Annotated in this window: 20 protein-coding genes and 2 other annotated features; of the genes, 15 read left to right on the top strand and 5 right to left on the bottom strand. The window is 37.9% G+C overall.

Annotation, left to right across the window (positions count from 1 at the left end):
* The first annotated feature begins 51 nt into the window (after positions 1–51).
* The 14 genes from J2S10_RS04170 (at position 52) to odhB (ending at position 16,042) form a co-directional block, all read left to right on the top strand.
* On the top strand, positions 52–687 hold the full coding sequence (locus tag J2S10_RS04170; RefSeq protein ID WP_307404666.1) for an MOSC domain-containing protein: 636 nt from the start codon (positions 52–54) through the stop codon (positions 685–687).
* 86 nt (positions 688–773) lie between these two features.
* Positions 774–1,022, top strand: a binding site (T-box leader).
* Positions 1,023–1,061: 39 nt separating this feature from the next.
* Positions 1,062–1,311 (top strand) — a binding site (T-box leader).
* A 62-nt stretch (positions 1,312–1,373) separates the two neighbouring features.
* Positions 1,374–2,762, top strand: a complete 1,389-nt coding sequence (trpE, locus tag J2S10_RS04175; protein ID WP_307404668.1) for an anthranilate synthase component I — start codon at positions 1,374–1,376, stop codon at positions 2,760–2,762.
* On the top strand, positions 2,759–3,370 hold the full coding sequence (locus J2S10_RS04180) for an anthranilate synthase component II (protein ID WP_307404669.1): 612 nt from the start codon (positions 2,759–2,761) through the stop codon (positions 3,368–3,370). Before trpE ends, J2S10_RS04180 begins: the two co-directional genes overlap by 4 nt.
* Positions 3,342–4,367, top strand: coding sequence for an anthranilate phosphoribosyltransferase (gene trpD, locus J2S10_RS04185; protein WP_307404671.1), 1,026 nt, complete (start codon positions 3,342–3,344; stop codon positions 4,365–4,367). Before J2S10_RS04180 ends, trpD begins: the two co-directional genes overlap by 29 nt.
* Positions 4,368–5,156, top strand: a complete 789-nt coding sequence (trpC, locus tag J2S10_RS04190) for an indole-3-glycerol phosphate synthase TrpC (protein ID WP_307404673.1) — start codon at positions 4,368–4,370, stop codon at positions 5,154–5,156.
* Positions 5,156–5,782 carry a phosphoribosylanthranilate isomerase gene (locus J2S10_RS04195; RefSeq protein ID WP_307404675.1) on the top strand — a complete coding sequence of 209 codons (627 nt, stop codon included), beginning with the start codon at positions 5,156–5,158 and terminating at the stop codon, positions 5,780–5,782. The genes trpC and J2S10_RS04195 overlap by 1 nt, the downstream gene beginning before the upstream one ends.
* Positions 5,779–6,978 (top strand): tryptophan synthase subunit beta, encoded by a 1,200-nt coding sequence (gene trpB, locus J2S10_RS04200; RefSeq protein ID WP_307404678.1) that lies wholly within the window; start codon positions 5,779–5,781, stop codon positions 6,976–6,978. The genes J2S10_RS04195 and trpB overlap by 4 nt, the downstream gene beginning before the upstream one ends.
* 3 nt (positions 6,979–6,981) lie before the next feature.
* Complete coding sequence (trpA, locus tag J2S10_RS04205) at positions 6,982–7,767, top strand: tryptophan synthase subunit alpha (RefSeq protein ID WP_307404680.1); 786 nt, start codon at positions 6,982–6,984, stop codon at positions 7,765–7,767.
* 205 nt (positions 7,768–7,972) lie between these two features.
* Positions 7,973–9,052 (top strand): tRNA 2-selenouridine(34) synthase MnmH, encoded by a 1,080-nt coding sequence (mnmH, locus tag J2S10_RS04210; protein ID WP_307404682.1) that lies wholly within the window; start codon positions 7,973–7,975, stop codon positions 9,050–9,052.
* Positions 9,053–9,438: 386 nt separating this feature from the next.
* On the top strand, positions 9,439–9,564 hold the full coding sequence (locus J2S10_RS04215; protein WP_307404684.1) for a hypothetical protein: 126 nt from the start codon (positions 9,439–9,441) through the stop codon (positions 9,562–9,564).
* 39 nt (positions 9,565–9,603) lie between these two features.
* Entirely contained in the window at positions 9,604–10,281 is a 678-nt protein-coding gene (locus J2S10_RS04220) for a response regulator transcription factor (RefSeq protein WP_307404686.1), read from the top strand.
* Positions 10,278–11,693 (top strand): HAMP domain-containing sensor histidine kinase, encoded by a 1,416-nt coding sequence (locus tag J2S10_RS04225; RefSeq protein ID WP_307404689.1) that lies wholly within the window; start codon positions 10,278–10,280, stop codon positions 11,691–11,693. Before J2S10_RS04220 ends, J2S10_RS04225 begins: the two co-directional genes overlap by 4 nt.
* A 238-nt stretch (positions 11,694–11,931) precedes the next feature.
* Positions 11,932–14,775 (top strand): 2-oxoglutarate dehydrogenase E1 component, encoded by a 2,844-nt coding sequence (locus tag J2S10_RS04230; RefSeq protein ID WP_307404691.1) that lies wholly within the window; start codon positions 11,932–11,934, stop codon positions 14,773–14,775.
* On the top strand, positions 14,768–16,042 hold the full coding sequence (gene odhB / locus J2S10_RS04235) for a 2-oxoglutarate dehydrogenase complex dihydrolipoyllysine-residue succinyltransferase (protein WP_307404693.1): 1,275 nt from the start codon (positions 14,768–14,770) through the stop codon (positions 16,040–16,042). The genes J2S10_RS04230 and odhB overlap by 8 nt, the downstream gene beginning before the upstream one ends.
* 47 nt (positions 16,043–16,089) lie before the next feature.
* Here the strand turns inward: odhB and sda are convergent, their stop codons facing one another.
* Positions 16,090–16,215 carry a sporulation histidine kinase inhibitor Sda gene (gene sda / locus J2S10_RS04240; protein ID WP_370876157.1) on the bottom strand — a complete coding sequence of 42 codons (126 nt, stop codon included), beginning with the start codon at positions 16,213–16,215 and terminating at the stop codon, positions 16,090–16,092.
* 429 nt (positions 16,216–16,644) lie between these two features.
* On the opposite strand from sda, the gene J2S10_RS04245 reads away from it, so the two are divergent.
* Positions 16,645–16,851 carry a DUF6501 family protein gene (locus J2S10_RS04245; protein WP_307404697.1) on the top strand — a complete coding sequence of 69 codons (207 nt, stop codon included), beginning with the start codon at positions 16,645–16,647 and terminating at the stop codon, positions 16,849–16,851.
* A gap of 49 nt (positions 16,852–16,900) precedes the next feature.
* On the opposite strand, the gene J2S10_RS04250 is transcribed toward J2S10_RS04245, so the two are convergent.
* From J2S10_RS04250 to pflB, 4 genes are all read right to left on the bottom strand, one after another.
* Positions 16,901–17,485, bottom strand: coding sequence for a YhcN/YlaJ family sporulation lipoprotein (locus J2S10_RS04250; protein WP_307404700.1), 585 nt, complete (start codon positions 17,483–17,485; stop codon positions 16,901–16,903).
* A gap of 187 nt (positions 17,486–17,672) precedes the next feature.
* Positions 17,673–18,464 (bottom strand): membrane protein insertase YidC, encoded by a 792-nt coding sequence (gene yidC, locus J2S10_RS04255; protein ID WP_307404702.1) that lies wholly within the window; start codon positions 18,462–18,464, stop codon positions 17,673–17,675.
* A gap of 527 nt (positions 18,465–18,991) precedes the next feature.
* Entirely contained in the window at positions 18,992–19,741 is a 750-nt protein-coding gene (gene pflA, locus J2S10_RS04260; protein WP_307404704.1) for a pyruvate formate-lyase-activating protein, read from the bottom strand.
* 62 nt (positions 19,742–19,803) lie between these two features.
* Positions 19,804–22,029, bottom strand: coding sequence for a formate C-acetyltransferase (gene pflB / locus J2S10_RS04265; protein WP_307404706.1), 2,226 nt, complete (start codon positions 22,027–22,029; stop codon positions 19,804–19,806).
* Between the last annotated feature and the right edge of the window lie 261 nt (positions 22,030–22,290).

Here is a 22,290-nt window from a genome sequence, read left to right on the forward strand (position 1 = left end):
AAAAATTAAGGAACACAAAATGCTTTTACTGGAAAATAAGGAGAAATAAACATGAACAAACCTAAAATAATTAATATTGCGATTGGAATGCCAAAGGAATACGAATGGAACAACAAAACGGAAAGGTCAGCCATAAATAAATTGAGTGTTCCTAATATGAATGTAAAAAAATCGGGAATTATTGGTAATGAAGTGGCTAACGTAGAGTTTCATGGTGGAGATGACCGGGCAGTGTGTTTATATCCCTTTGAGCATTATGCAGCTTGGGAGAAGGAATTCCAATCCAGATTGGCAATACCTGCTTTTGGGGAGAATATAACTGCCTTAGGTATGTTAGAAAGAGATGTGTGTATTGGTGATGTATACCAAGTAGGAAATGCAATCATTCAAGTAACACAAGGAAGGGTACCGTGCAGCACCATTTCGAAATTTAACGCCATTAATCAATTTTTAAACAGGGTTTATTCAACCTGCTACACTGGGTTTTTCTTTAGAGTGTTAAAAGATGGTGTGGTAACAGTGGAATCTGACATCAGGCTGCTTGAAAAGCATTCTAAAGGAATTTCAGTGCTATTTGCAAATCAAACACTCTTCCATGATCAAAAAAATCAGGATGCAATCGGAAAAATTCTTGAAGTGGAGGAGTTAGCAGATGTATGGAGGAAGAAATTTATGAAATTACTTTAATTGCGTATTTTATTTTGAATATTTTTAAAACACATACTTGACATATGCCATTATAGTGTAATAATATAGAAAACAATAAAGATAAAGATTCGGCATTGATGAAGAGTAGTAACTCTTACGGATTCTCTAGAGAGCTGATGGTGGTGCAAATCAGTGTAGACGTATTAGTGAATGGACTTCTGAGCCTCCAAACCGAACCGCAAAAGTGCGCAGTAGGCTTTGGCGAAAATCTCATCGTTACATGAGACAGATATTCAAGTATATTGCTTTGATATCGGTAAAGTGAGCTGAATTTCAGCTAATGAAGGTGGCACCACGGGTCTTCCGTCCTTTTTGGATGGAGGGCTCTTTTTGTTTTTCTGAAAATTAAACATGTTAAATCAATGAGCAAGAGTAGTACACATTTTTTATTCTTTGCAGAGAGCCGGGGAAGGTGGGAACCGGTATGAATGGATTTGTGGAATGGACTTGCGAGTGGCAGTTTGAAACCTGTAGTAGGGCTGCCCGGAATTCCACCGTTAAAAGGATAGGATATCGGACAAAAATCCTGTATCTGAAAGAGGAAGCAGAAAATTTTTCTGCTTCAAATGGAGGTGGCACCGCGGCTTTTGAATCGCCCTCTATACGCATAAATTTTTGTTATGCGTATAGAGGGCGATTTTTTATTTTGAAGAAGGAGTTGTGAAATGAAAACAAAATCAGGGTATTTTTATAAAGAATTAAGCGGAGACACGCTTACTCCGATATCAATTTTACAAAAAATCAATGGACAGAAAAAATTTCTGTTGGAAAGTTCCCATAAGTATAATGACACGGGGCGATATTCCTTTATCGGATCGGACCCGGCTTTCGAACTGATATCGACCGGTGATAGTAACAAACTTGTAAATAGAAATGGAGAAACACGAATTTTGAAAGGAAATCCACTGGAAGTAATGAAAAATCTTCTACCTGAAAGGGACTTTTCAGACCTTCCGTTTCCATTTTTGGCGGGTGCTGTCGGATATGTCGGTTATGATATCGTTCGCCAATTTGAGGATATAGGTGATAGTTTAACCAACAGGTTAGAGATGCCGGATGTTCATTTAATGTTTTTTGAAGAAATCATCGTGTTTGACCATCTTCAGGAAAAAGTAATCATTTGCGGGATTCCGCTTTTGGAAGAAAGTGATGAAACAATAATTGAAAAACGAATTCTACAAAGGGTAGATGAGCTTAAGCAGGCGGATTTATATCATGAGGAAGAGACCTTTCAATTTTCGGGGTTTGAAACAGAAACATCAAAGGAAGAATTTATGCAAAACGTTGAAATCGCCAAAGAACACATTCGTGCAGGTGACATCTTTCAAGTCGTGCTGTCAAGAAGGATGAAATCTTTATTTCAGGGCTCCGCCTTATCGCTTTATCGCAAACATCGTTCCAGTAACCCTACACCCTATATGTTCTATATTGAATTTGAAGAATATACAGTAGTGGGTTCCTCCCCGGAGAGCTTAATAAAAACGAGGGGAAAACAAGTCATTTCTAATCCGATTGCCGGAACAAAAAGAAGAGGGATTAATAGTGCTGAAGACCAAATGATTGAAAAAGAATTGTTAACAGATGAAAAAGAACTTGCAGAACATAAGATGCTTGTTGATCTGGGCAGAAATGATCTTGGGCGAGTTTGCGAATTTGGAACAGTCCATGTGGAAAAGTATATGGAAATTCAAAAATTCAGACATGTGATGCATCTTGTTTCTGAGGTAAGCGGTCAGTTAAAACCTGAAAATACTTCCTTAGATGCTCTAGCCGCCTGCCTTCCGGCAGGTACGGTATCAGGAGCACCTAAAATAAGGGCAATGGAAATTATCAATACGTTAGAAAAATCCAAGCGCGGACTATATTCCGGCGCTGTCGGTTATGTATCAGCCAATGGGAATATGGATTTTGCCCTAGCGATTAGGACGATGATTCTAAAAGAAGGAACAGCTTATATCCAAGCCGGAGCAGGAATTGTATTCGATTCAAATCCCGAGGCTGAATACGAGGAAACTGTTAATAAATTAAAAAGCTTTTTGGAGGGTGAAAAATGATACTGCTAATCGACAATTATGATTCCTTTACGTTTAATCTATATCAGTATTTAGGGGAGTTGGGGGAAGAAGTAGTTGTGTTTCGAAATAATCAGTTGGATATGGAAGATATAAAAAAGTTAAACCCTGCAGCCATAATTCTTTCACCGGGACCCGGTAGACCTGAGGATGCCGGTATCTGTATTGAAGTAATTCAAACTTTTTATCAAGAGATTCCAATCTTAGGAATTTGCCTTGGGCACCAGGCGATTGGTTCTGCTTTTGGTGGAATTATAAAACGGGCAGATCAGATAAAGCATGGAAAAACATCCTTTATTACTCATAATAGCACAGGGGCCTTTAGATATTTATCGTCACCGCTGGAAGTAATGAGATATCATTCTTTAGTCATTGAAAAGAATAGTCTTCCGCTGGAACTGGATTGTGTAGCTACTGCAATGGATGATCAGGAAGTGATGGCGATAAAGCATCGTTATTATCCGGTTTACGGTGTTCAGTTTCATCCCGAATCCATCGGGACTCCTAACGGAAAACAAATTCTTAAAAACTTTTTATTTGATATAAAGGGGGATAAAAATAATGAAGAACTTTTTGCTCCAGTTAGCTGAAAAGGAATCATTTTCTGAGAAGCAAATGAAGGAGGCCATTAATTTGATTTTGGGAGAAGAGGTGTCGGAATCTGAAATTGCTGCCTTTTTAATGGGCCTCAAATCTAAAGGGGAAACGGTCGAAGAGATAGTCGGTATTGTAAAAGCACTTAAAGATAATACTTTAACCTTTAACGGGAAATTTCCGAATGTTCTTGATAATTGCGGCACTGGAGGGGACGGTTCTTCAAGCTTCAATGTTAGCACAACCTCTGCTTTTGTTATTGCCGGTGCCGGGATCACAGTTGCTAAACATGGTAATCGAAGTATCTCCAGTAAAACGGGTAGTGCAGATGTTCTTGAATATTTAGGAATTAATTTAAATTTATCAGCTGAAAGGACGGAGGAATTACTTCAGGAAATCGGGGTCGCTTTCCTTTTTGCACCCAATGTTCACCCTAAGTTGAAGAAAGTGACGGCTGTCAGAAGACAATTAAAAATCCCGACAATCTTTAATTTTATTGGGCCGCTTACCAACCCAATTGATTTAGACTACCAATTACTAGGCGTTTATCGAAGGGATTTATTGCATGTTTTTGCTGAAGTTCTTCAAAAACTGGGACGAAAGCGGGCCATAGTATTAAACGGTGCGGGGTTTATGGATGAAGCCTCACTTCAAGGCGAAAATCATCTGACTATTTTAGAGGCTGATCGGATAACGAATCATTCCTTTTACCCCGAAGAAATCAACCTGCCTCAATATGATAATAGTTGTATCAAGGGCGGCGATTCCAAGGAAAACGCTGAAATATTAGTGAGTGTTTTAAAAGGAGAAAAAGGTGCTTACCGTGACACCGTTTTACTCAATGCAGGGATCGGAATATTCACTGCGGGTAAGGCACACTCAATTAGGGACGGGGTAAATGTGGCGAAGGAAATCATAGATTCAGGGGAAGCTTATGAAAAATTACAACGATTAATTGAAAAATCACGGATAGGTCAAAGGGAGGCGATTTGAATGGAAACAATATTAGATAGGATTATCCATCAAAAGAAAAAAGAGTTGATCAGCTTCCGAGAAAGCATCCAAGCTTCACAACCATCAACAATACGAAAAAAATCTTTTATTCATCAGTTGCAAATAGCAGAAGAAATTTCGATTATTGCCGAATTTAAACGTGCTTCTCCTTCGAAGGGAATTATTAATAATGGAATTGAGCCGACAGTGCAGGCAAAATTATACGAAAATTGCGGTGCTGCAGCTATCTCAGTCCTAACAGACCAAACATTTTTTAAAGGCTCCTTCTCTGATTTACGTACCATTAGGGAAGTGGTCGACCTCCCGATCCTTTGCAAAGATTTTATCATTGACCGGGTTCAGATCGAACTGGCCTCTATTAATGGGGCAGACATGATTTTATTAATTGCGGCAGCGTTAGAAGAGGTCAATTTAGCGGAGCTATATCAATATGCGAAAAGTCTCGATTTGGAAGTACTTGTTGAGGTCCATAACCAAGCGGAATTAGAAAAGGCACTTAAAACTGGTGCAAAGCTAATTGGGGTTAATAATCGCGATTTAAAAACATTTCATGTAAATCTTGGAATAACTGAAAAGTTAGCTCCTTTAGTTAAAAATTCAGGCGCCTTTCTAATTAGTGAAAGTGGTATTCACCATCCGGAGGATGTTGATCGAGTAAGAAAGGTGGGGGCGAATGGGATTTTAGTCGGAGAAGCATTGATGAAAAGCCGGGATGTTAAACAATCCTTTTTAGATTTTCGCTTACCGCTAGTTGGAGGCTTAAAGTAATGAAGGTTAAAATTTGCGGAATTACGGATGCAGCAACGGCTATTGAAGCTGTAAAATACGGAGCAGATGCAATTGGACTTGTTTTCGCTGAGAGTAAAAGACGGGTTTCAATTAATCAGGGAAGAGAAATCGTGCGAAGCTTACCAAAAAATGTGCTCAAGGTTGGCGTTTTTGTCAATGAATCAAAAGAGGAAATTGAGAAAATAGCTTCAAATGTCGGGCTTACCCATATACAGTTACATGGAGATGAACCGGCTACATTTAGCAGATCCCTGTCTTTACCTGTAATAAAGGCATTGAGCTTGCAAAACAACGAAAGAATGGAAGATGTAATAAATTATCCCTGTGAATATATGTTGCTGGATGGTCCGAAAGGGAAATACAGAGGAGGAAATGGAACAACTTTTGATTGGACATCCATAAACTCCGCTAATTTTAAGGGAAAAAAGGTAATCCTTGCTGGAGGATTAACTGTAGAAAATGTAGAAGAGGGAATTCGATTAATAGGTCCATTTATGGTGGATGTTAGCAGCGGGGTAGAAACTGAAGGAAGAAAGGACCTGAAAAAGATTCAATCGTTTATAGAAAAGGCAAAAGGCAAACTCATTGGAGGGAAAACGAAATGAACACTTATACATTACCAAACGAAAAAGGCCACTTCGGTATATTTGGAGGAAGATTTGTACCGGAAACATTAATGAAAGCTGTATCTGAACTGCAAGAGGCTTATGACTTGGCAAAGGAAGACGTCGATTTTCAAACTGAGATTCAGAGATTGCTAAAAGAATATGTTGGCAGACAGACACCGCTTTATTTTGCAGAGAACCTCACTCGATATGCAGGAGGAGCTAAAATTTATTTAAAAAGAGAAGATCTAAACCATACCGGTGCCCATAAAATTAACAATGCCATAGGTCAAGCACTGCTTGCAGTAAGAATGGGAAAAAGAAAAATTGTAGCCGAAACCGGTGCAGGGCAGCATGGTGTAGCTACAGCAACCGTCTGTGCATTACTTAATCTCGATTGTATTATATTTATGGGTGAAGAAGATATCAAACGGCAGGCATTGAACGTTTTTCGGATGGAATTGCTTGGTGCGAAAGTCGTTAGTGTTACCTCAGGCAGTGCAACATTAAAAGATGCGGTTAACGAAGCGTTACGATACTGGGTGGCAAATGTAGATGATACCCACTATCTTTTGGGTTCTGTCATGGGACCGCATCCGTTTCCTGTAATGGTAAGGGATTTTCAAAGTGTAATTGGTAAGGAAACGAAGGAACAGTACCTTGCAAGAGAAGGAAAGCTTCCTGAGGCGGTTGTTGCCTGTATAGGAGGAGGAAGCAATGCGATGGGAATGTTTCATGCCTTTATTGAAGATGAAATCGTTAAGCTTTATGGTGTGGAAGCAGCCGGACAGGGAATAGATACCGATTTCCATGCAGCATCATTAACAAAAGGTACACCTGGTGTTTTACATGGTTCATTAATGTATTTATTGCAAAATCAGGATGGACAAATTCAGGAGGCTCACTCGATTTCAGCAGGGCTCGATTATCCAGGGGTAGGACCGGAACATAGCTATTTAAAAGACATAGGGCGAGCAGAATATAACTCTATAACAGATCATGAGGCACTTGAAGCATTTAAGCTTTTATCAAAGCTAGAAGGAATCATACCCGCACTTGAGAGTGCACACGCGGTAGCCTTCGCAGTTAAACTTGCACCGCAAATGCAGGAGACTGAAAGTATTGTTATTTGTTTGTCGGGCCGCGGTGATAAGGATGTAGATGCAGTTAAAACCAGATTAAAAGAGGAGAGATAAGAGATGAGCCGAATCGAAAACACATTTTCAAAATTAAAAAAAGAGAATAGGAAGGCATTCGTTCCGTATATAATGGCAGGAGATGGAGGAGTCGAATGTCTTGTTAACAGGCTAGTCACACTTGAAAAATTCGGTGCGACTGCGATCGAGGTAGGAGTTCCATTTTCTGATCCGGTTGCAGACGGACCGACGATACAGGCGGCAGGGATTAGAGCCTTGGAGAGAGGTACGACCTTAAAAGGAATTATCGAAGAACTTGTCAAAGCAAGAGAGGTAGTAACAATTCCGTTACTATTGATGACATACTTAAATCCGATTTACGCCTATGGAATAGAAGCGTTTGTGGAGGATATAAGGAAAGCAGGGGTTGACGGTTGTATTATTCCCGACTTGCCGATTGAGGAGGAAGATATCATTGTACAACATCTTAATAAAGCAGAGATTGAATTAATCCGACTCGTAACGCTGACAACTCCTCTGGAACGAATCAAAACGATTTCGCATAAGGGAAAAGGATTTTTATACTTGGTAACGGTAAAGGGAATAACCGGTACTAGAAACCGGTATGACAGTGACTTGAATCAATTCTTAAAAAGTGTAAAAGAAATTAGTCCAATTCCTGTTTTAGCAGGTTTCGGAATTTCAAACGCAAATCAAATAAAGGAATTAACGGAGTTTTGTGATGGGGTCATTGTCGGTAGTAAGATTGTGGATTTATTTGAAAATAATAATCTGGAAGAAATGGAAAAACTTCTATCTGGTTTCCAACAAGAATCAAAATTGGTATAGTTAATGGTTTTAGTGTTTTATTGATTGCAGCGTTTAACTATACTATAATTAGTTTATACTATTATAGACATATCTTTATTAATTCACCATCGTATACGAAATTTCTCTGTTTATTGAAACTTCCAGTATTGGAAGTTTTGTTTATTTTTGTAGGATATTTATTTGAAAAAGACCATTTTTTATTATTGATGAGGAGTATTTAGATATGAAGGATATTACTATTAAGGAACTTCTAACTTTAAAGCAACCAATTATTATTGATATACGCTCACCCGTCGAGTTTAAAGATGGTGCAATTCCCGGGGCAATTAATATCCCTTTATTCTCTGACGAAGAGCGGCAAGAAATAGGAACAATTTATAAACGAGAGGGGCCTGCCAACGCAAAATGGAGAGCGATGGAAGTGGTTTCACCTAAAATTCCTTTATTGCTTAAGACATTAAAAGTGGCATCATCGAAGGGGAGTGAATTAATTATCCACTGTTGGCGCGGCGGAATGCGCAGCAAAGCAGTTGTAACCTTTTTAGAGTTTGCCGGAATCTATGCATCACGTTTAGAGGGCGGGTATAAAGCATATCGCCAATATATTCTGGCAGAAATCCCGTCGATGTTCCCTGAAAAAGCTGTCGTGTTGCATGGGCTGACAGGTGTAGGGAAAACTGAAGTATTAAAATACTTGAAGGAAATGGGGTATCCCACTCTAGATCTTGAAGAAATGGCAGGCCACCGTGGTTCTATATTCGGAACCATTGGTTTAGAAGATGGTCATAATCAAAAAATGTTTGATTCTCTTCTGTTTCAAGGTCTTAAGGAATTACAAGATTCCCCTTATTTTCTAATGGAAGCTGAAAGTAAGCGAATCGGAAAAGCCGTGCAGCCAGAAGAACTATTGAATAGAAAAATGCAAGGACTTAACATTCATCTCCATACACCGGTTGAACAAAGAATTAAACATTTAGTCTCCGAATATGTATTACCGTATGAAAATGAACCATGGTATTACGAAAAAATCTCTGACGGGATTGAAAAGGTGTTAAGATGGGTAAAAAATGAAGAAATTAAGAAAATGCTGAATGAAACTTTAGTAGACAGGAATTACAGGGAAATGATTCGAATTCTGCTTGAAAATTATTACGATCCCCGCTACAACTATAAGCGACAGGAATATGAAGGTGGGTTTATTGAAATTTTTGCGGACGATCCCAAGACCGCAGCAGAAAAAATCGCCGTTGAATTAAATAATTTAGCTTTTTATCGAGAAAAAGCCTTGGGGAATAAATTCTAATCTAATTTTAATGTTATTTTCATTAATCCTTATTTCTCCACCTGTATGATGTTTTTGTATGGATAAATAAAGGGAATGTAACACTAATGGTCGGATTTTTTTGATTTCGTTTTGCTTAAGCTGTCTCTCACCTGCTGCTAAGACACAGCATAACCAAAACGAAAGTTCCCGCAAAGTCGGCACATGCATTTTCTGCATGTGTTTTTTCTTTAAATCAATTTGATGTTAAAAATTTACTTTTTAAGGAAATTCTCATTTTCCTTTCATGTTGGCTTTAAGTTTTGGAGCTATGATTAATTTAGTAGTAGCAGTTTATAAAGTATAAAACATTTCCATTCCAACTAGACAATGCTGATGATTGAAAAAGCAAAAAGGAGGAATGAAATATGTGGGTACGTTTTTTAATTGTAGGATTCTTTTCTCTAAGTGCACTTTCGCTTATGTCCTACCAATCAATTGAAATAATTCATGCTGTAATGAATTTTCTTCATGATAAACATCAGTTAAAATAATAATAATATTTTCAAATTTCAAATGCGAGTGTGACATAGATGCCAAAAATATTAATCATTGAAGATGAAAAGAACTTAGCAAGATTTATAGAACTTGAATTGAAATATGAAGGCTATGAAATTAATGTTTGCTCTGATGGGCGAAGCGGATTACAACTAGCGCTTTCTGAAAATTGGGATGCTATCCTGCTTGATTTAATGCTGCCTGAATTAAATGGAATGGAAGTGTGCCGAAGGATAAGGCAAACCAATAAAACAATCCCAATCATCATGATTACTGCAAGGGATAGTGTTTTAGATCGAGTTTCAGGGCTTGATAGCGGGGCGGATGATTATATTATTAAGCCTTTTGCCATTGAAGAATTATTAGCGAGGCTTAGATCATTGCTGCGCAGGGTTGAGGCCCTTACTGCACATGGAATGACTACCTACACCTTTAAAGATCTTACTGTTGAAGTGGAATCCTGTGTGGTTAAAAAAGGGGAAAAGGTTATTGGTCTTACGAAGAGGGAATATGACCTGCTACTGATTTTCATGAGCAATATTAACATCGTATTGACAAGAGAAGTACTTTTAAATAAGGTATGGGGCTACAATACAGGTGTAGAAACAAATGTTGTTGATGTCTATGTCCGGTACTTAAGAAACAAAATTGATGACCAAAATGAAGGAAGCTATATTCAAACTGTACGCGGCACAGGATATGTGATGAGATGATACAAAGAATTCGCTTTCGTGTAAATAGGTTTCCGTGGCAAACAAAATTGGTGTTAAGCGGTTCAACTGCGATATTTTTCACCTTTTTTTTATTCAGTTTTTTAGAATATCATACTGTATCCAATTGGATGTTAAAACGTGAAGAGGTTGCTGTCAATAGAACGATAACAGATATTGCGACTTATTTTAAGGATAGATCAAGCTCTTTAACCAATAATGATATCGAAAATAGCAAAGGTTTTTTAAGGAAAATGAATGATAAAGATCAACTCATTCGGATCTATGATCAAACAGGAAAAATCCTTGTGCTCGATAAGAATGGAGATTTTTCAGTCCTGGAGCCGACTCCCGTAAAAGAAAGAATAACAGAATATGTGACTGAAGAAGGAAATGAAGCAATTGTATCAAGGCTGCCGATTAAGGGTGATAAATTTCAAGGAACTCTTGAGGTTGTCCGCCAATTAAATAATTATAATAAAATGATGGATCACCTTTTTTGGGTTATGACCGTGTTTGGAATCGCAGCAATTCTATTAAGCGCAATCAGCGGCTTTTTTCTTGCAAATCAGTTGTTAAAACCTGTAAGGGATTTAGCAAATGCTATGAAAAAGATAAAAGAAAACGGCTTTCAAGAACGTATGGAGGTTTATAAGCAAAAGGACGAATTGACAGACCTTACAATTGTTTTTAATGAAATGATGGATGAAATTGAAAAGTCCTTTTTGCAGCAAAAGCAATTTGTTGAAGATGCCTCACATGAATTGAGAACTCCTGTTTCCATTCTTGAGGGGCATCTTTCGCTCTTAAACCGATGGGGAAAAAAAGATCCATTGATTTTAGATGAATCATTGGAGGCATCTCTTCAAGAGCTAACAAGATTAAAAAAGCTTATTATTGATTTGCTCGAACTAACAAGGGCGGAGAATCCGAGAATTTTAATTGGAGAAAAAGCAAATCTTCCGATAATTTTGCGGCAATTAGTAAAAAACCTTGAAATGATTCATCCTGATTTTTTATTTACGATGGATCTTTCTCACCAGATGCCTCAAGTTGCCATATCGGAACAGCATTTACAGCAGATTTTAATTATCTTATTGGATAATTCCATCAAATATTCACGGGAAAATAAAACCATTGTTATTTCTGCTAAGGAGCTGGATAATGCTATTTTATTATCAGTAATGGACCGGGGGATCGGTATTCCAACTGAGCATATTCCGGAAGTATTTAATCGTTTTTATCGGATTGATAAGGCAAGGAGCCGTGAAAATGGAGGTACAGGGTTAGGATTATCCATTGCAAAACGGCTTATCGAAAAAAATAATGGTTTCATTTCTATTGAGAGTAAAGAAGGAGTTGGAACAAAGGTTAACATCGTTCTGCCTATAGTCGCAGATAAGAGAAAATTCTAATTTACACAATTTTTTGTTCAAAAAGGCAGGGATCAGATCCCTGCCTTTTTTCCATGTGGAGATTTTATAAGGTTGTTATGGATTAATTTGTTAAATCATTAAGGTTCATTCTGTTAAAAAACCAATCATTACATAAAAATATAATGATTTATAAGTTTTTCGATGCTTTTTTTTATTAAATGGCAATAGTAATAAAGATAATGTATCACTGTACATACGATTTAAGGGGGATTGATGAATGAACAGGCCAAATGTAAATAAAAAAGCTTTCTTAGAAGGTTTTTTTGGCCCTAATCTTGGCTATGTAATCGAACAATTTGAATGCTATCAAAAAAATCCGGAAACAGTTGAACCAGAGTTGAGAGCGTTTTTTGAGGAAGTAGATATGGAAGACTTCACCCCTACTATTTCCACTGTAGAGACTGTTACGGAACCGAATAAGGTTCAAATGGAAAAAATATTGGAAGCAGTTAAGCTTGCAGAAAATATTCGCTCATACGGACATCTTGCAGCTAATATCTATCCGCTTGGTAATGAACGGCCTAAAGTTGAAAATATTGAACTCAGCAATTATGGCCTTACTATCGAGGATTTAAAAGAGATGCCCGCGGAGCTTTTTCTTAAAAATGCTCCTTCAAGCGTTCGAAAAGCATATGATGCATATCTTTATTTAAAAGAAATCTACACAAAATCGACTGCCTATGAATTTCATCATGTTCATAATGTCGAGGAAAAAAATTGGTTACTTGAAATGATTGAAAAAGGCAGTTTCAACTCTATTCTTACAAGAGAGAAAAAGGTCAACATTTTAAAAAGGCTTATTGAAATTGAGGAATTTGAAAAATTTCTGCACAAGACTTTTGTGGGTCAAAAGCGTTTTTCTATTGAAGGTCTTGATGTAATGGTTCCTATCATTGATGAAATAATTTCTGAAGCGGTTCATGATGGTGCAGCATTTATCAATATTGGGATGGCTCACCGTGGAAGGCTGAATGTACTTGCGCATGTGCTGGGTAAGCCATACGAAATGATTTTTGCAGAATTTCAACATGCACCAAATAAAGAACTTGTACCTTCTGAAGGCTCAATTGGAATAAATTTTGGTTGGACTGGGGATGTCAAATATCACTTGGGTTTAAACCGGCAAATCAAAAGTGAGAATACAATTAAAGCAAAGCTATCACTTGCGAATAACCCGAGCCATCTTGAATTTGTCGGTGCAGTGGTTGAGGGCTTTACGCGTGCAGCACAGGACAATAGAGAACAACCCGGTTATGCAGAAGAAAATAGTAACACAGCACTGGCGATTTTAATTCATGGTGACGCAGCTTTTCCCGGGGAAGGCATTGTCGCGGAAACATTAAATTTAAGTCGCTTAAAAGGATATCGAACGGGTGGAACGATCCACATTATTTCCAATAATACAATTGGATTTACAACCGAGTCAAAAGATTCACGGTCGACCCGTTATGCAAGTGACCTTGCCAAGGGGTTTGAAATTCCTATCCTACATGTCAACGCAGATGACCCGGATGCGTGTATTGCCGCAGCTTTTTTAGCCGCTGAATACCGCTCTGTTTTTCAAAAAGATTTTCTCATTGATTTAGTCGGATATCGCAGGTTCGGTCATAACGAAATGGATGAGCCTATGACCACTAGCCCGCAAATGTATACACTTATTCATAAACATCCAACTGTAAAAGAATTATATGCGGCCAGTTTAAAAAAACAAGGAATTATCAATGATGGCGATTTAGTTGAAATGGAAAATGCCATCAGAGAAAAACTTGATAATGCAAATCAAAGGGTTTCAAGGGGTAAGAAGGATGAAGAGATAAAAATACCTGAACCGCCGATGTTTAATAGGGAACAGACAACAGTCGAGACAAAAGTTCCTATCGAAACACTGCAAACAATAAATAAAGAATTACTCCAATTTCCTAAAGATTTTAATGTGTTTAATAAGCTTGAAAAAATATTAATGAGAAGGGCCGAAGCATTTAAAGAGAATGGAAAAGTTGAGTGGGCACTGGCTGAAGCACTTGCTTTTGCTACTATATTAGCGGATGGCACACCGATTCGATTAACTGGTCAAGACTCTGAAAGAGGAACATTTGCTCATCGAAATCTCGTCCTGCATGATACCAACACGGGTAGGACATTCTCCCCGTTACATCATTTCCGGGCAGCTAAAGCATCCTTTGCGATTTATAATAGTCCGTTAACGGAAACAGCCGTTGTTGGATTTGAATATGGCTACAATATTTTTGCTCCCGAGACATTAGTTATTTGGGAAGCGCAATATGGTGATTTTGCAAATGTAGCCCAAGTAATCTTTGATCAGTTTATCGCGGCAGGAAGGGCAAAATGGGGACAAAAATCCGGACTTGTTTTATTGCTTCCGCATGGATATGAGGGGCAAGGGCCTGAACATTCAAGCGGCAGGATTGAAAGATTTTTGCAATTAGGTGCGGAAAATAACTGGACAGTTGCAAATCTTACGAGTGCGGCACAATACTTTCATATTTTAAGGCGGCAGGCTGCGACTCTAACTAAGGAAGCAGTGAGGCCGCTTGTAATAATGTCGCCTAAAAGTCTTTTGCGAAATCCGCTTGTTTCATCATCAAGCACTGAATTAAGTGATGGGGAATTTATGCCCATAATTGAACAATTTTCAGGGGCAGAAGAAAAGGTTGATCGGATTGTTTTATGTACCGGAAAAATTGCGATAGATATTGCGGAGCATGTAAACAATGGAAACGATTATAGCTGGCTTCAGGTTTTAAGGCTAGAAGAAATTTATCCGTTTCCAATCGAATTACTGCAAAATATTGTAAACAGATATGTAAACATAAAAGAAATTTTCTGGGTTCAAGAGGAACCAAAAAATATGGGGGCATGGAATTTTGTTGAACCTCGAATCAATGAAATTGCACCAAACGGGATAAGGGTTAAATACATTGGCCGCCGCCGCCGCTCGAGCCCGGCCGAAGGAGATCCAAATGTGCATAAGTTTGACCAATCTAAAATTCTTCAAGTAGCATTAACTAGGGTAGAAGAGGGAGGATTAAATAATGGCTGAAATAAAAGTACCTGAACTCGCGGAGTCTATTACTGAAGGAACAATAGCTAAATGGTTAAAAAATATTGGTGAACCGATTGAGAAAGGTGACTATCTTGTTGAGTTAGAAACAGATAAAGTGAATATAGAAATTATTTCAGATTACTCAGGAACAATTCAAGAACAGAAATTTGGCGAAGGAGATACGGTAAAAGTTGGTGAAACGATTGCCATTGTCGATGAAAGCGGAGCTTCAGCAGCGGCACCTGCTCTGGAAAAGCAAGAGCCGGCAAATGTTCCAATTCAACAAAACGAGAAAGCTGCTCCTGAAGCCACTCCTGTTATTAGTGGAGAAGTTCAGTCTAAACCTGAAAGCCCAAGTTTGGGAACGAATGAACAAAAACAGCAACGACCTATTGCTTCCCCGGCAGCACGGAAACTTGCCAGAGAAAAAGGACTCAATTTGAATGATGTACCTACTTCTGACCCACTTGGAAGAGTTCGCAAGCAAGATGTATCGTCCTATAAACCTGAGAACAATAACAGCAGCCAATCAAATGAAACGACTAATAATCAGGAAAGCACAAAACCGATTATTCGCGAACGAATGTCAAGACGCAGGCAAACCATTGCCAAGCGTTTGGTGGAAGTCCAGCAAACTGCTGCCATGCTAACAACCTTTAATGAGGTAGATATGACGTCAATCATGGATTTGAGGAAGAGGAGGAAGGATAAGTTTTTTGAAGAAAACGAAGTCCGTCTTGGTTTTATGTCATTTTTCACAAAAGCTGTTGTGGCAGCCTTGAGAAAATTCCCATATTTAAATGCGGAAATTCAAGGAGATGAACTATTAATTAAACAGTTTTATGATATAGGTGTGGCAGTAGCTGCCGAGGATGGGCTTGTGGTTCCCGTTGTAAGGGATGCTGAACGCAAGTCATTTGCCGAAATCGAGTCAGACATTTCCCAACTTGCCGAGAAAGCAAGAACAAATAAATTATCTTTAAAGGATTTGCAGGGTGGAACCTTTACGATTACAAATGGGGGAGTATTTGGGTCTTTGCTTTCCACACCTATCCTAAATGGACCGCAGGTTGGAATCCTCGGAATGCATAAAATTCAACTCCGACCTGTCGCTATAGATAAAGACCGAATGGAAAACAGGCCAATGATGTATATTGCCCTTTCGTACGATCACCGGATCGTAGATGGGAAAGAAGCAGTAAGTTTTCTCGCAAAAGTGAAGGAATTACTTGAGGATCCTGAAAATTTGCTTCTTGAAGGATAATTTGAAAAACCGCCGAAAATATCGGCGGTTTTTTACGTAATTGTAGGTTAACGCTTCTTAAACGGTTTTAATCCACGACGTAAAATCTCATCTTTTAAAATTTTTATCCATTCCTTTTCCTTACCAGATTTTATTGCATCCCGATACGAAACAACCAACTGCTCGTTACTCATAATTTTCAATTTAGAATGCCTCCTTGGAAAAACGGATTGAATATTCAGTTTTTTATATTGTAATCGTTTTTTTTCAGTTTGAAAAGTCCCAAAGCTCACCATTTATAAAAAAATATAATGGGAGTTAATTCTAATTTATTAAGGTTTCGATTTAAATTCGAAAAATATTGCTGTAATTTATTCAGATCGGGAACTAAGATGGACCTACCGCGAGTTCGAAGAGTATGGCCGTATGGACGAAGGGATTTATGAAGCTTGGGATTGACGGCTTCGGGAAAAATTCAAAAGTACCGTTTGCGTGAACAAGCGAAGGAAGTAGTAAACAGTAGAAAATGTTTTATTTCGCTAAGCCATGTAGTAGTTGCACTTTCCTGTTTTCATTGATTATACTAGAAAATGGGACAATGAAAGAAAGGAAGTATGCCAACAATGATTCACTTATCATGGCGAGATCGTGAAACACTCAAAAAAGTAAAATGTGTTCACACAGACGCGAAAAAATATCTTGTGAATAATGCTTTAACAGCCGGAAAATTCTATGATGTCAAAAATGAAACAGAAGAATTTTATTACATTATTGACAATACCGGAAAAGTCGGAGGGTTTTATAAAGAGTATTTTGAAGACGTTGAATAATCAGGATTAAAAAAATGCTTGGCATTCCGCCAAGCATTTTTATTTTACTTTACTTCGCTTTAGGGAAAACTCTACGGATGGTTTCTGCAAATTGATTAAAGAATCCAGATATTGGTTTGCCGTTACGGATATCACTAGCATATTCATTCATTCGATCATAAAAATCAGGGTTTTCTGAAACATATACATTGTCGATATCACGGTCAACGGACTTAACCCTATTAGAAATCTTCTTTTCAATCTTTGTAGTCATTTTATTCCGAGACGAAGGGGCCAGCTTGACTGCCACATAGGCATTATTTTCTGTAACAATGACATTGGCAGTGTCCACTTCTTTCAAGTCAGCAACTTTAGTTGCTGCTTCGTCAGCAACTCTCATCTTTGAACGATTATCATAAATATTTCTGCCATTTGTTATATTATTGTTGTAGTTATTAACATTCCGGCCAAGTTGAACATCAGTATTATCAACACCTGGAACTGGAGCCCCATAAGGATTATAATTAACCCTCGTTGGCTGTGTCACATTTCGATCCCGATAGGCAACCTTGTCGTTATTTACATTGTTTCTTGCGCACCCTGTTAAGTAAAGGGTAAATATAAGGGTGGCAATAAAGAAATAATTCTTTTTCATGTTGTTTAAACACTCCTTTATCTAAAGTTGTACAAAGATAGGATTCCATTTTTGAAAAAATCTATTCTTAACGGGATAGGGAACTTTTGTCCTTTGTTGGAAGTATTTATGTAGGAATCGGAAATGTTAATTGGGAAAATGGTAAAAAAAAAGAAGCATCGCTGGAATGCTTCTTTTTTGCCATTATTTATTTTTGTTTTACAGGTACGTCTGAAGTCTTTTTGCTTTGATAAAGGTTTCTGCTAATCATCGTTTGAATGATTAAGAATGTTCCGCCTACAACCCAATAAAGAGGGAGAGCGGCTGGGGCTTTTAGAGAAAACATAACGATCATTAATGGTGAAAGTAACCCCATATATTTCATTTGCTCCTGCTGCTGGGTTGGCATGTTGGACTGAGAAACTTTAAATTGGAAATAATAAACCAGACCGGCAATGATGGTAATGACAATATCAGGGTGACCAAGGCTAAACCATAAAAAATGGTGAGTTCCAATTTCTTTTGAACTGCGAATAGCATAGTAAAACCCCGTCAAAATCGGCATTTGAATAAGAATTGGCAGGCAGCCCATATTTAGAGGGTTGACCCCGTGTTTTTGATAAAGCCCCATCATTTCAGCTTGAAGTTCTTGTTTCTTTTTTGGGTCTTTTTCAGTTTTCATTTTCTTTTGGATAACATCCATTTCTGGTTTTAAAACATCCATTTTTTCTTTCATTGCCATTTGATTTTTATATTGTCTTAACATTAATGGCATTAAGGCTAATCTAATCAGAAGTGTAATAATAATGATGGACAATCCATAATCCCCATTAAAAAAATCTGCAACAGTATGAATAGAAATCGCAAAAGGATTAACTACATAATGAGTGAAAAAGTTAGGATTTTTACTATTTTGAGCTTGAGTTGAACATGCAGATAGCAATAAAGTTGTTAAGGCTAAAAGTAAGATTACTGTAATTGAAGAACGTTTCGTTTTCATATTTCCTCCTAGAAATGATGTAAGTAAATATTAGTGTATAAGGAAGAAAACAGGTTCTTCTGGGTCATCCTGTGAACTTTCTTTTCTACGAATATATTTTACGATTCTAACCAAGATAAAATTTCGATTCAATCGGCTTTTTTTCTTATAAAAAAACAAAGGGTGAATAATTTTTGTATTCGCGCCTTCAGAGACTGATCCCATAAATGAATATTCTACACTCCAAGCCCACAGGAATTTCAGTGTAATTCCTAAATAAATACTGACATAGAGAGCGGCTAATGCATTTATATCCGAATGATCAATGAGTATTTGAAACAAAAATTTTCACCTCACTTTTTTAACCAATGATATGAGTATAAAGGAGAATAGCTAAATAATCAATTTAATCTATTGGAAAGTAACAGATTTAGTAAATATAAATGTTTATTTTGTATAGAAAGTAAAACGCTTCATCAGAGGTCGGCTCCAATTATGAAAACAAAAAGCTGCACCAGCAGGGCAGCATTTTTGTTTGGTTCTTATTTTCACACTTGTGGCGGCTTGATCCACTTGGCGGTTAGCATTTTGTAAGCGAATGTAACACCTTCTTCACTCGGAGGTTCAACTTGCTTTAAAGGATAAACATGACCTAGTGCTTCCCATTTATAGACACCGAGTTTATGATAGGGAAGAATTTCTATTTTTTGTACATTGTCAAGTGTACCAATAAATTCTCCGAGTTTTTGAAGGTCTTCATTGTCATCCGTTATTGTTGGAACAAGCACATGGCGAATCCAAACCGGTATATTCCGATCCGATAAAAACTTTGCAAACTCCAGAATATGGTCATTTGCCATCCCAGTCAATTGAATATGTTTTTTTCGATTGATGTGTTTTAAGTCCAATAAGATTAAATCAGTGTATTGCAGTAATTCCTCAAGCTGCTCTATAAAAAGTTTCGAGTGAGAAAAGCAGCCGCCGGAAGAATCTATTGCAGTATGAATTCCTTTCTTTTTACATTCTTTGAATAGTTCTAAAAGAAAAGGGATTTGCAACAAAGGTTCCCCGCCGCTGACAGTTATTCCACCGCCTGATGCTTGGATGAAAGGGAGATAGCTCATCAGATCATCCATGATATCAGAAACAGTAATCTCTTTGCCTGTGCCGATTTCCCACGTATCAGCGTTATGGCAAAACTGACAGCGCAATAAACACCCTTGAGTAAAAATAACATATCGTATACCGGGTCCGTCGACTGTCCCTAAAGTTTCAATTGAATGAATATTTCCGTTCATGATGATGATCCCCTTTCAATTTGAGCAAGAGCTCCGAAGCAGCGGAGCTCTTGTTTTACAATTTACATAGATTCATGGAATGTACGATTAATAACATCAAGCTGTTGTTCTTTAGTTAATTTAATAAAGTTAACGGCATATCCGGATACACGAATCGTTAATTGTGGATATTGTTCCGGATGTTCCATCGCATCTAATAGTGTTTCTCTATTAAAGACGTTTACATTTAGATGATGTCCTGTTTTGAGCGCATAGCCATCCAAAATAGAGACCAGATTACGTATTTGTGCTTCTTCCTCTTTTCCTAATGCTTTAGGAACGATTGAGAAGGTGTTGGAAATACCGTCCATCGCATAGCTATATGGAAGCTTCGCCACAGATGATAAAGAAGCTAAAGTACCCTTTGTATCCCGTCCATGCATAGGGTTTGCACCGGGTGCAAATGGTTCCCCAGCACGGCGTCCATCAGGGGTATTTCCTGTTTTCTTACCGTAAACCACGTTTGAAGTAATCGTTAAAATCGACATCGTATGAACGGAATTACGGTATGTTTGGTGTTTACGAAGCTTTTTCATAAACCGTTCAACGATATCCACGGCGATGCTGTCAACAAGGTCATCATTATTTCCGTATTTAGGGAAGTCTCCGTTTGTTTCAAAATCTACGGCAAGGCCATTTTCATCGCGAATGACTTTTACTTCTCCGTATTTGATGGCACTTAATGAGTCTGCTACAACACTTAAACCGGCAATACCTGTAGCCATTGTCCTTATTATTTCTGTATTGTGTAAGGCCATTTCAATTCTTTCATAGCTGTATTTATCATGCATGTAATGAATGACGTTTAAGGTATTAATATAAAGTCCTGCCAGCCATTCCATCATTTGATCGAATTTTTCCATTACCTCTTCATAATTCAACACTTCAGCAGTGATTGGCTGATACTGCGGTCCAACTTGAATCTTTAACTTTTCGTCCACACCGCCGTTGATGGAGTATAGAAGAGCTTTCGCTAAGTTCGCACGAGCCCCGAAGAACTGCATTTGCTTTCCGATTTCCATCGCCGATACGCAGCAGGCAATTCCGTAGTCATCGCCATATTCCGGTCGCATAATTTCATCATTTTCATATTGAATGGAGCTTGTTTTAATCGACATATTTGCACAATATTTCTTGAAATTTTCAGGAAGCTGTGTAGACCATAATACTGTTAAGTTTGGCTCCGGTGCCGGACCTAAATTATCAAGGGTATGAAGGAAACGGAAGGAGTTCTTTGTTACAAGGGAACGTCCGTCTAAAGCCATACCTCCAATGGATTCTGTTACCCATGTAGGGTCCCCGCTGAATAATTCATTGTAATCCGGTGTCCGAGCAAATTTTACAAGTCGAAGCTTCATAATAAAATGGTCAACAATTTCTTGAGCTTCTACCTCTGTGAGTGTTCCGTTTTGTAAATCTCTTTCAATGTAAATATCTAAGAAAGAGGAAACGCGTCCAAGGCTCATTGCTGCACCGTTTTGTTCTTTAATAGCTGCTAAATAACCGAAGTATACCCATTGGAAAGCCTCAACAGCATTTTGGGCAGGCTGGCTGATATCAAATCCATAGCTTTTTGCCATTTCTTTAAGTTCTTTCAAAGCGCGGATTTGCTCGGCAATTTCCTCACGAAGACGCATATTATCTTCTGTCATAACTTTACTTGTATTCCTATGATCATTTTGTTTTTCTTGAATTAAGAAATCAACACCGTATAATGCTACACGACGGTAATCCCCGATAATACGGCCGCGGCCATAAGCATCAGGAAGTCCTGTAATAATCGCTGCCTTTCGGGCAAGCATCATTTCATCTGTATAGGCATCGAAAACACCTTGGTTATGAGTTTTACGAAAATCTGTGAAAATTCTTTCGATTTCAGGGTTAAGTTGATAACCATATGCTTCACAGGCTGCTTTTGCCATCCGAATTCCGCCGAAAGGCTGCATAGAACGATTAAATGGTTTATCGGTTTGAACACCGACAACTTTTTCTAACTCTTCATCAAGATAACCCGGACCATGAGATGTAATGGTGGATACCGTTTCCGTATCCATATCGAGTACACCGCCATTTTCACGTTCCTGTCTTGTTAAGTCCATTACTTGTTCCCAAAGTTTGTTCGTTGCCTCTGTAGCACCTTTTAAAAAGCTGTCGTCTCCTTCATAAGGCGTAAAGTTTTTCAAAATAAAATCGCGTACGTTAACTTCTTTTGTCCATGTTCCTTTTGTGAATCCTTGCCATTTTTCCATGTTTATTCACCTCAAATTAGTTTAAAAAATATATAACAGCTTTGATGTATTTATCTTACATTTAGTATAACAGTTTAAAAGTGATAAATGTCACGGAAAAGGGGGTGTAATTGTTAAGATATTGTGAAATATGAATTTTTCGGAGGTTTCCGTGGTGAAAAGTGAATAATTTATGAACGTTAATTAGTGAGGTTTGAAATCTGTATTATAAAAAAATAATAAAAATTATAAACTGTTATATAAAAATGGACCCATCAATAA

The organism is Neobacillus ginsengisoli, assembly GCF_030813055.1.

Excerpts from the sequence above, each read along its gene's own strand:
- J2S10_RS04170 (WP_307404666.1), top strand. The coding sequence starts at position 52 with ATGAACAAACCTAAAATAATTAATATTGCGATTGGAATGCCAAAGGAA.
- trpE (WP_307404668.1), top strand. The coding sequence starts at position 1,374 with ATGAAAACAAAATCAGGGTATTTTTATAAAGAATTAAGCGGAGACACG.
- J2S10_RS04180 (WP_307404669.1), top strand. The coding sequence starts at position 2,759 with ATGATACTGCTAATCGACAATTATGATTCCTTTACGTTTAATCTATAT.
- trpD (WP_307404671.1), top strand. The coding sequence starts at position 3,342 with ATGAAGAACTTTTTGCTCCAGTTAGCTGAAAAGGAATCATTTTCTGAG.
- trpC (WP_307404673.1), top strand. The coding sequence starts at position 4,368 with ATGGAAACAATATTAGATAGGATTATCCATCAAAAGAAAAAAGAGTTG.
- J2S10_RS04195 (WP_307404675.1), top strand. The coding sequence starts at position 5,156 with ATGAAGGTTAAAATTTGCGGAATTACGGATGCAGCAACGGCTATTGAA.
- trpB (WP_307404678.1), top strand. The coding sequence starts at position 5,779 with ATGAACACTTATACATTACCAAACGAAAAAGGCCACTTCGGTATATTT.
- trpA (WP_307404680.1), top strand. The coding sequence starts at position 6,982 with ATGAGCCGAATCGAAAACACATTTTCAAAATTAAAAAAAGAGAATAGG.
- mnmH (WP_307404682.1), top strand. The coding sequence starts at position 7,973 with ATGAAGGATATTACTATTAAGGAACTTCTAACTTTAAAGCAACCAATT.
- J2S10_RS04215 (WP_307404684.1), top strand. The coding sequence starts at position 9,439 with ATGTGGGTACGTTTTTTAATTGTAGGATTCTTTTCTCTAAGTGCACTT.
- J2S10_RS04220 (WP_307404686.1), top strand. The coding sequence starts at position 9,604 with ATGCCAAAAATATTAATCATTGAAGATGAAAAGAACTTAGCAAGATTT.
- J2S10_RS04225 (WP_307404689.1), top strand. The coding sequence starts at position 10,278 with ATGATACAAAGAATTCGCTTTCGTGTAAATAGGTTTCCGTGGCAAACA.
- J2S10_RS04230 (WP_307404691.1), top strand. The coding sequence starts at position 11,932 with ATGAACAGGCCAAATGTAAATAAAAAAGCTTTCTTAGAAGGTTTTTTT.
- odhB (WP_307404693.1), top strand. The coding sequence starts at position 14,768 with ATGGCTGAAATAAAAGTACCTGAACTCGCGGAGTCTATTACTGAAGGA.
- sda (WP_370876157.1), bottom strand. The coding sequence starts at position 16,215 with ATGAGTAACGAGCAGTTGGTTGTTTCGTATCGGGATGCAATAAAATCT.
- J2S10_RS04245 (WP_307404697.1), top strand. The coding sequence starts at position 16,645 with ATGATTCACTTATCATGGCGAGATCGTGAAACACTCAAAAAAGTAAAA.
- J2S10_RS04250 (WP_307404700.1), bottom strand. The coding sequence starts at position 17,485 with ATGAAAAAGAATTATTTCTTTATTGCCACCCTTATATTTACCCTTTAC.
- yidC (WP_307404702.1), bottom strand. The coding sequence starts at position 18,464 with ATGAAAACGAAACGTTCTTCAATTACAGTAATCTTACTTTTAGCCTTA.
- pflA (WP_307404704.1), bottom strand. The coding sequence starts at position 19,741 with ATGAACGGAAATATTCATTCAATTGAAACTTTAGGGACAGTCGACGGA.
- pflB (WP_307404706.1), bottom strand. The coding sequence starts at position 22,029 with ATGGAAAAATGGCAAGGATTCACAAAAGGAACATGGACAAAAGAAGTT.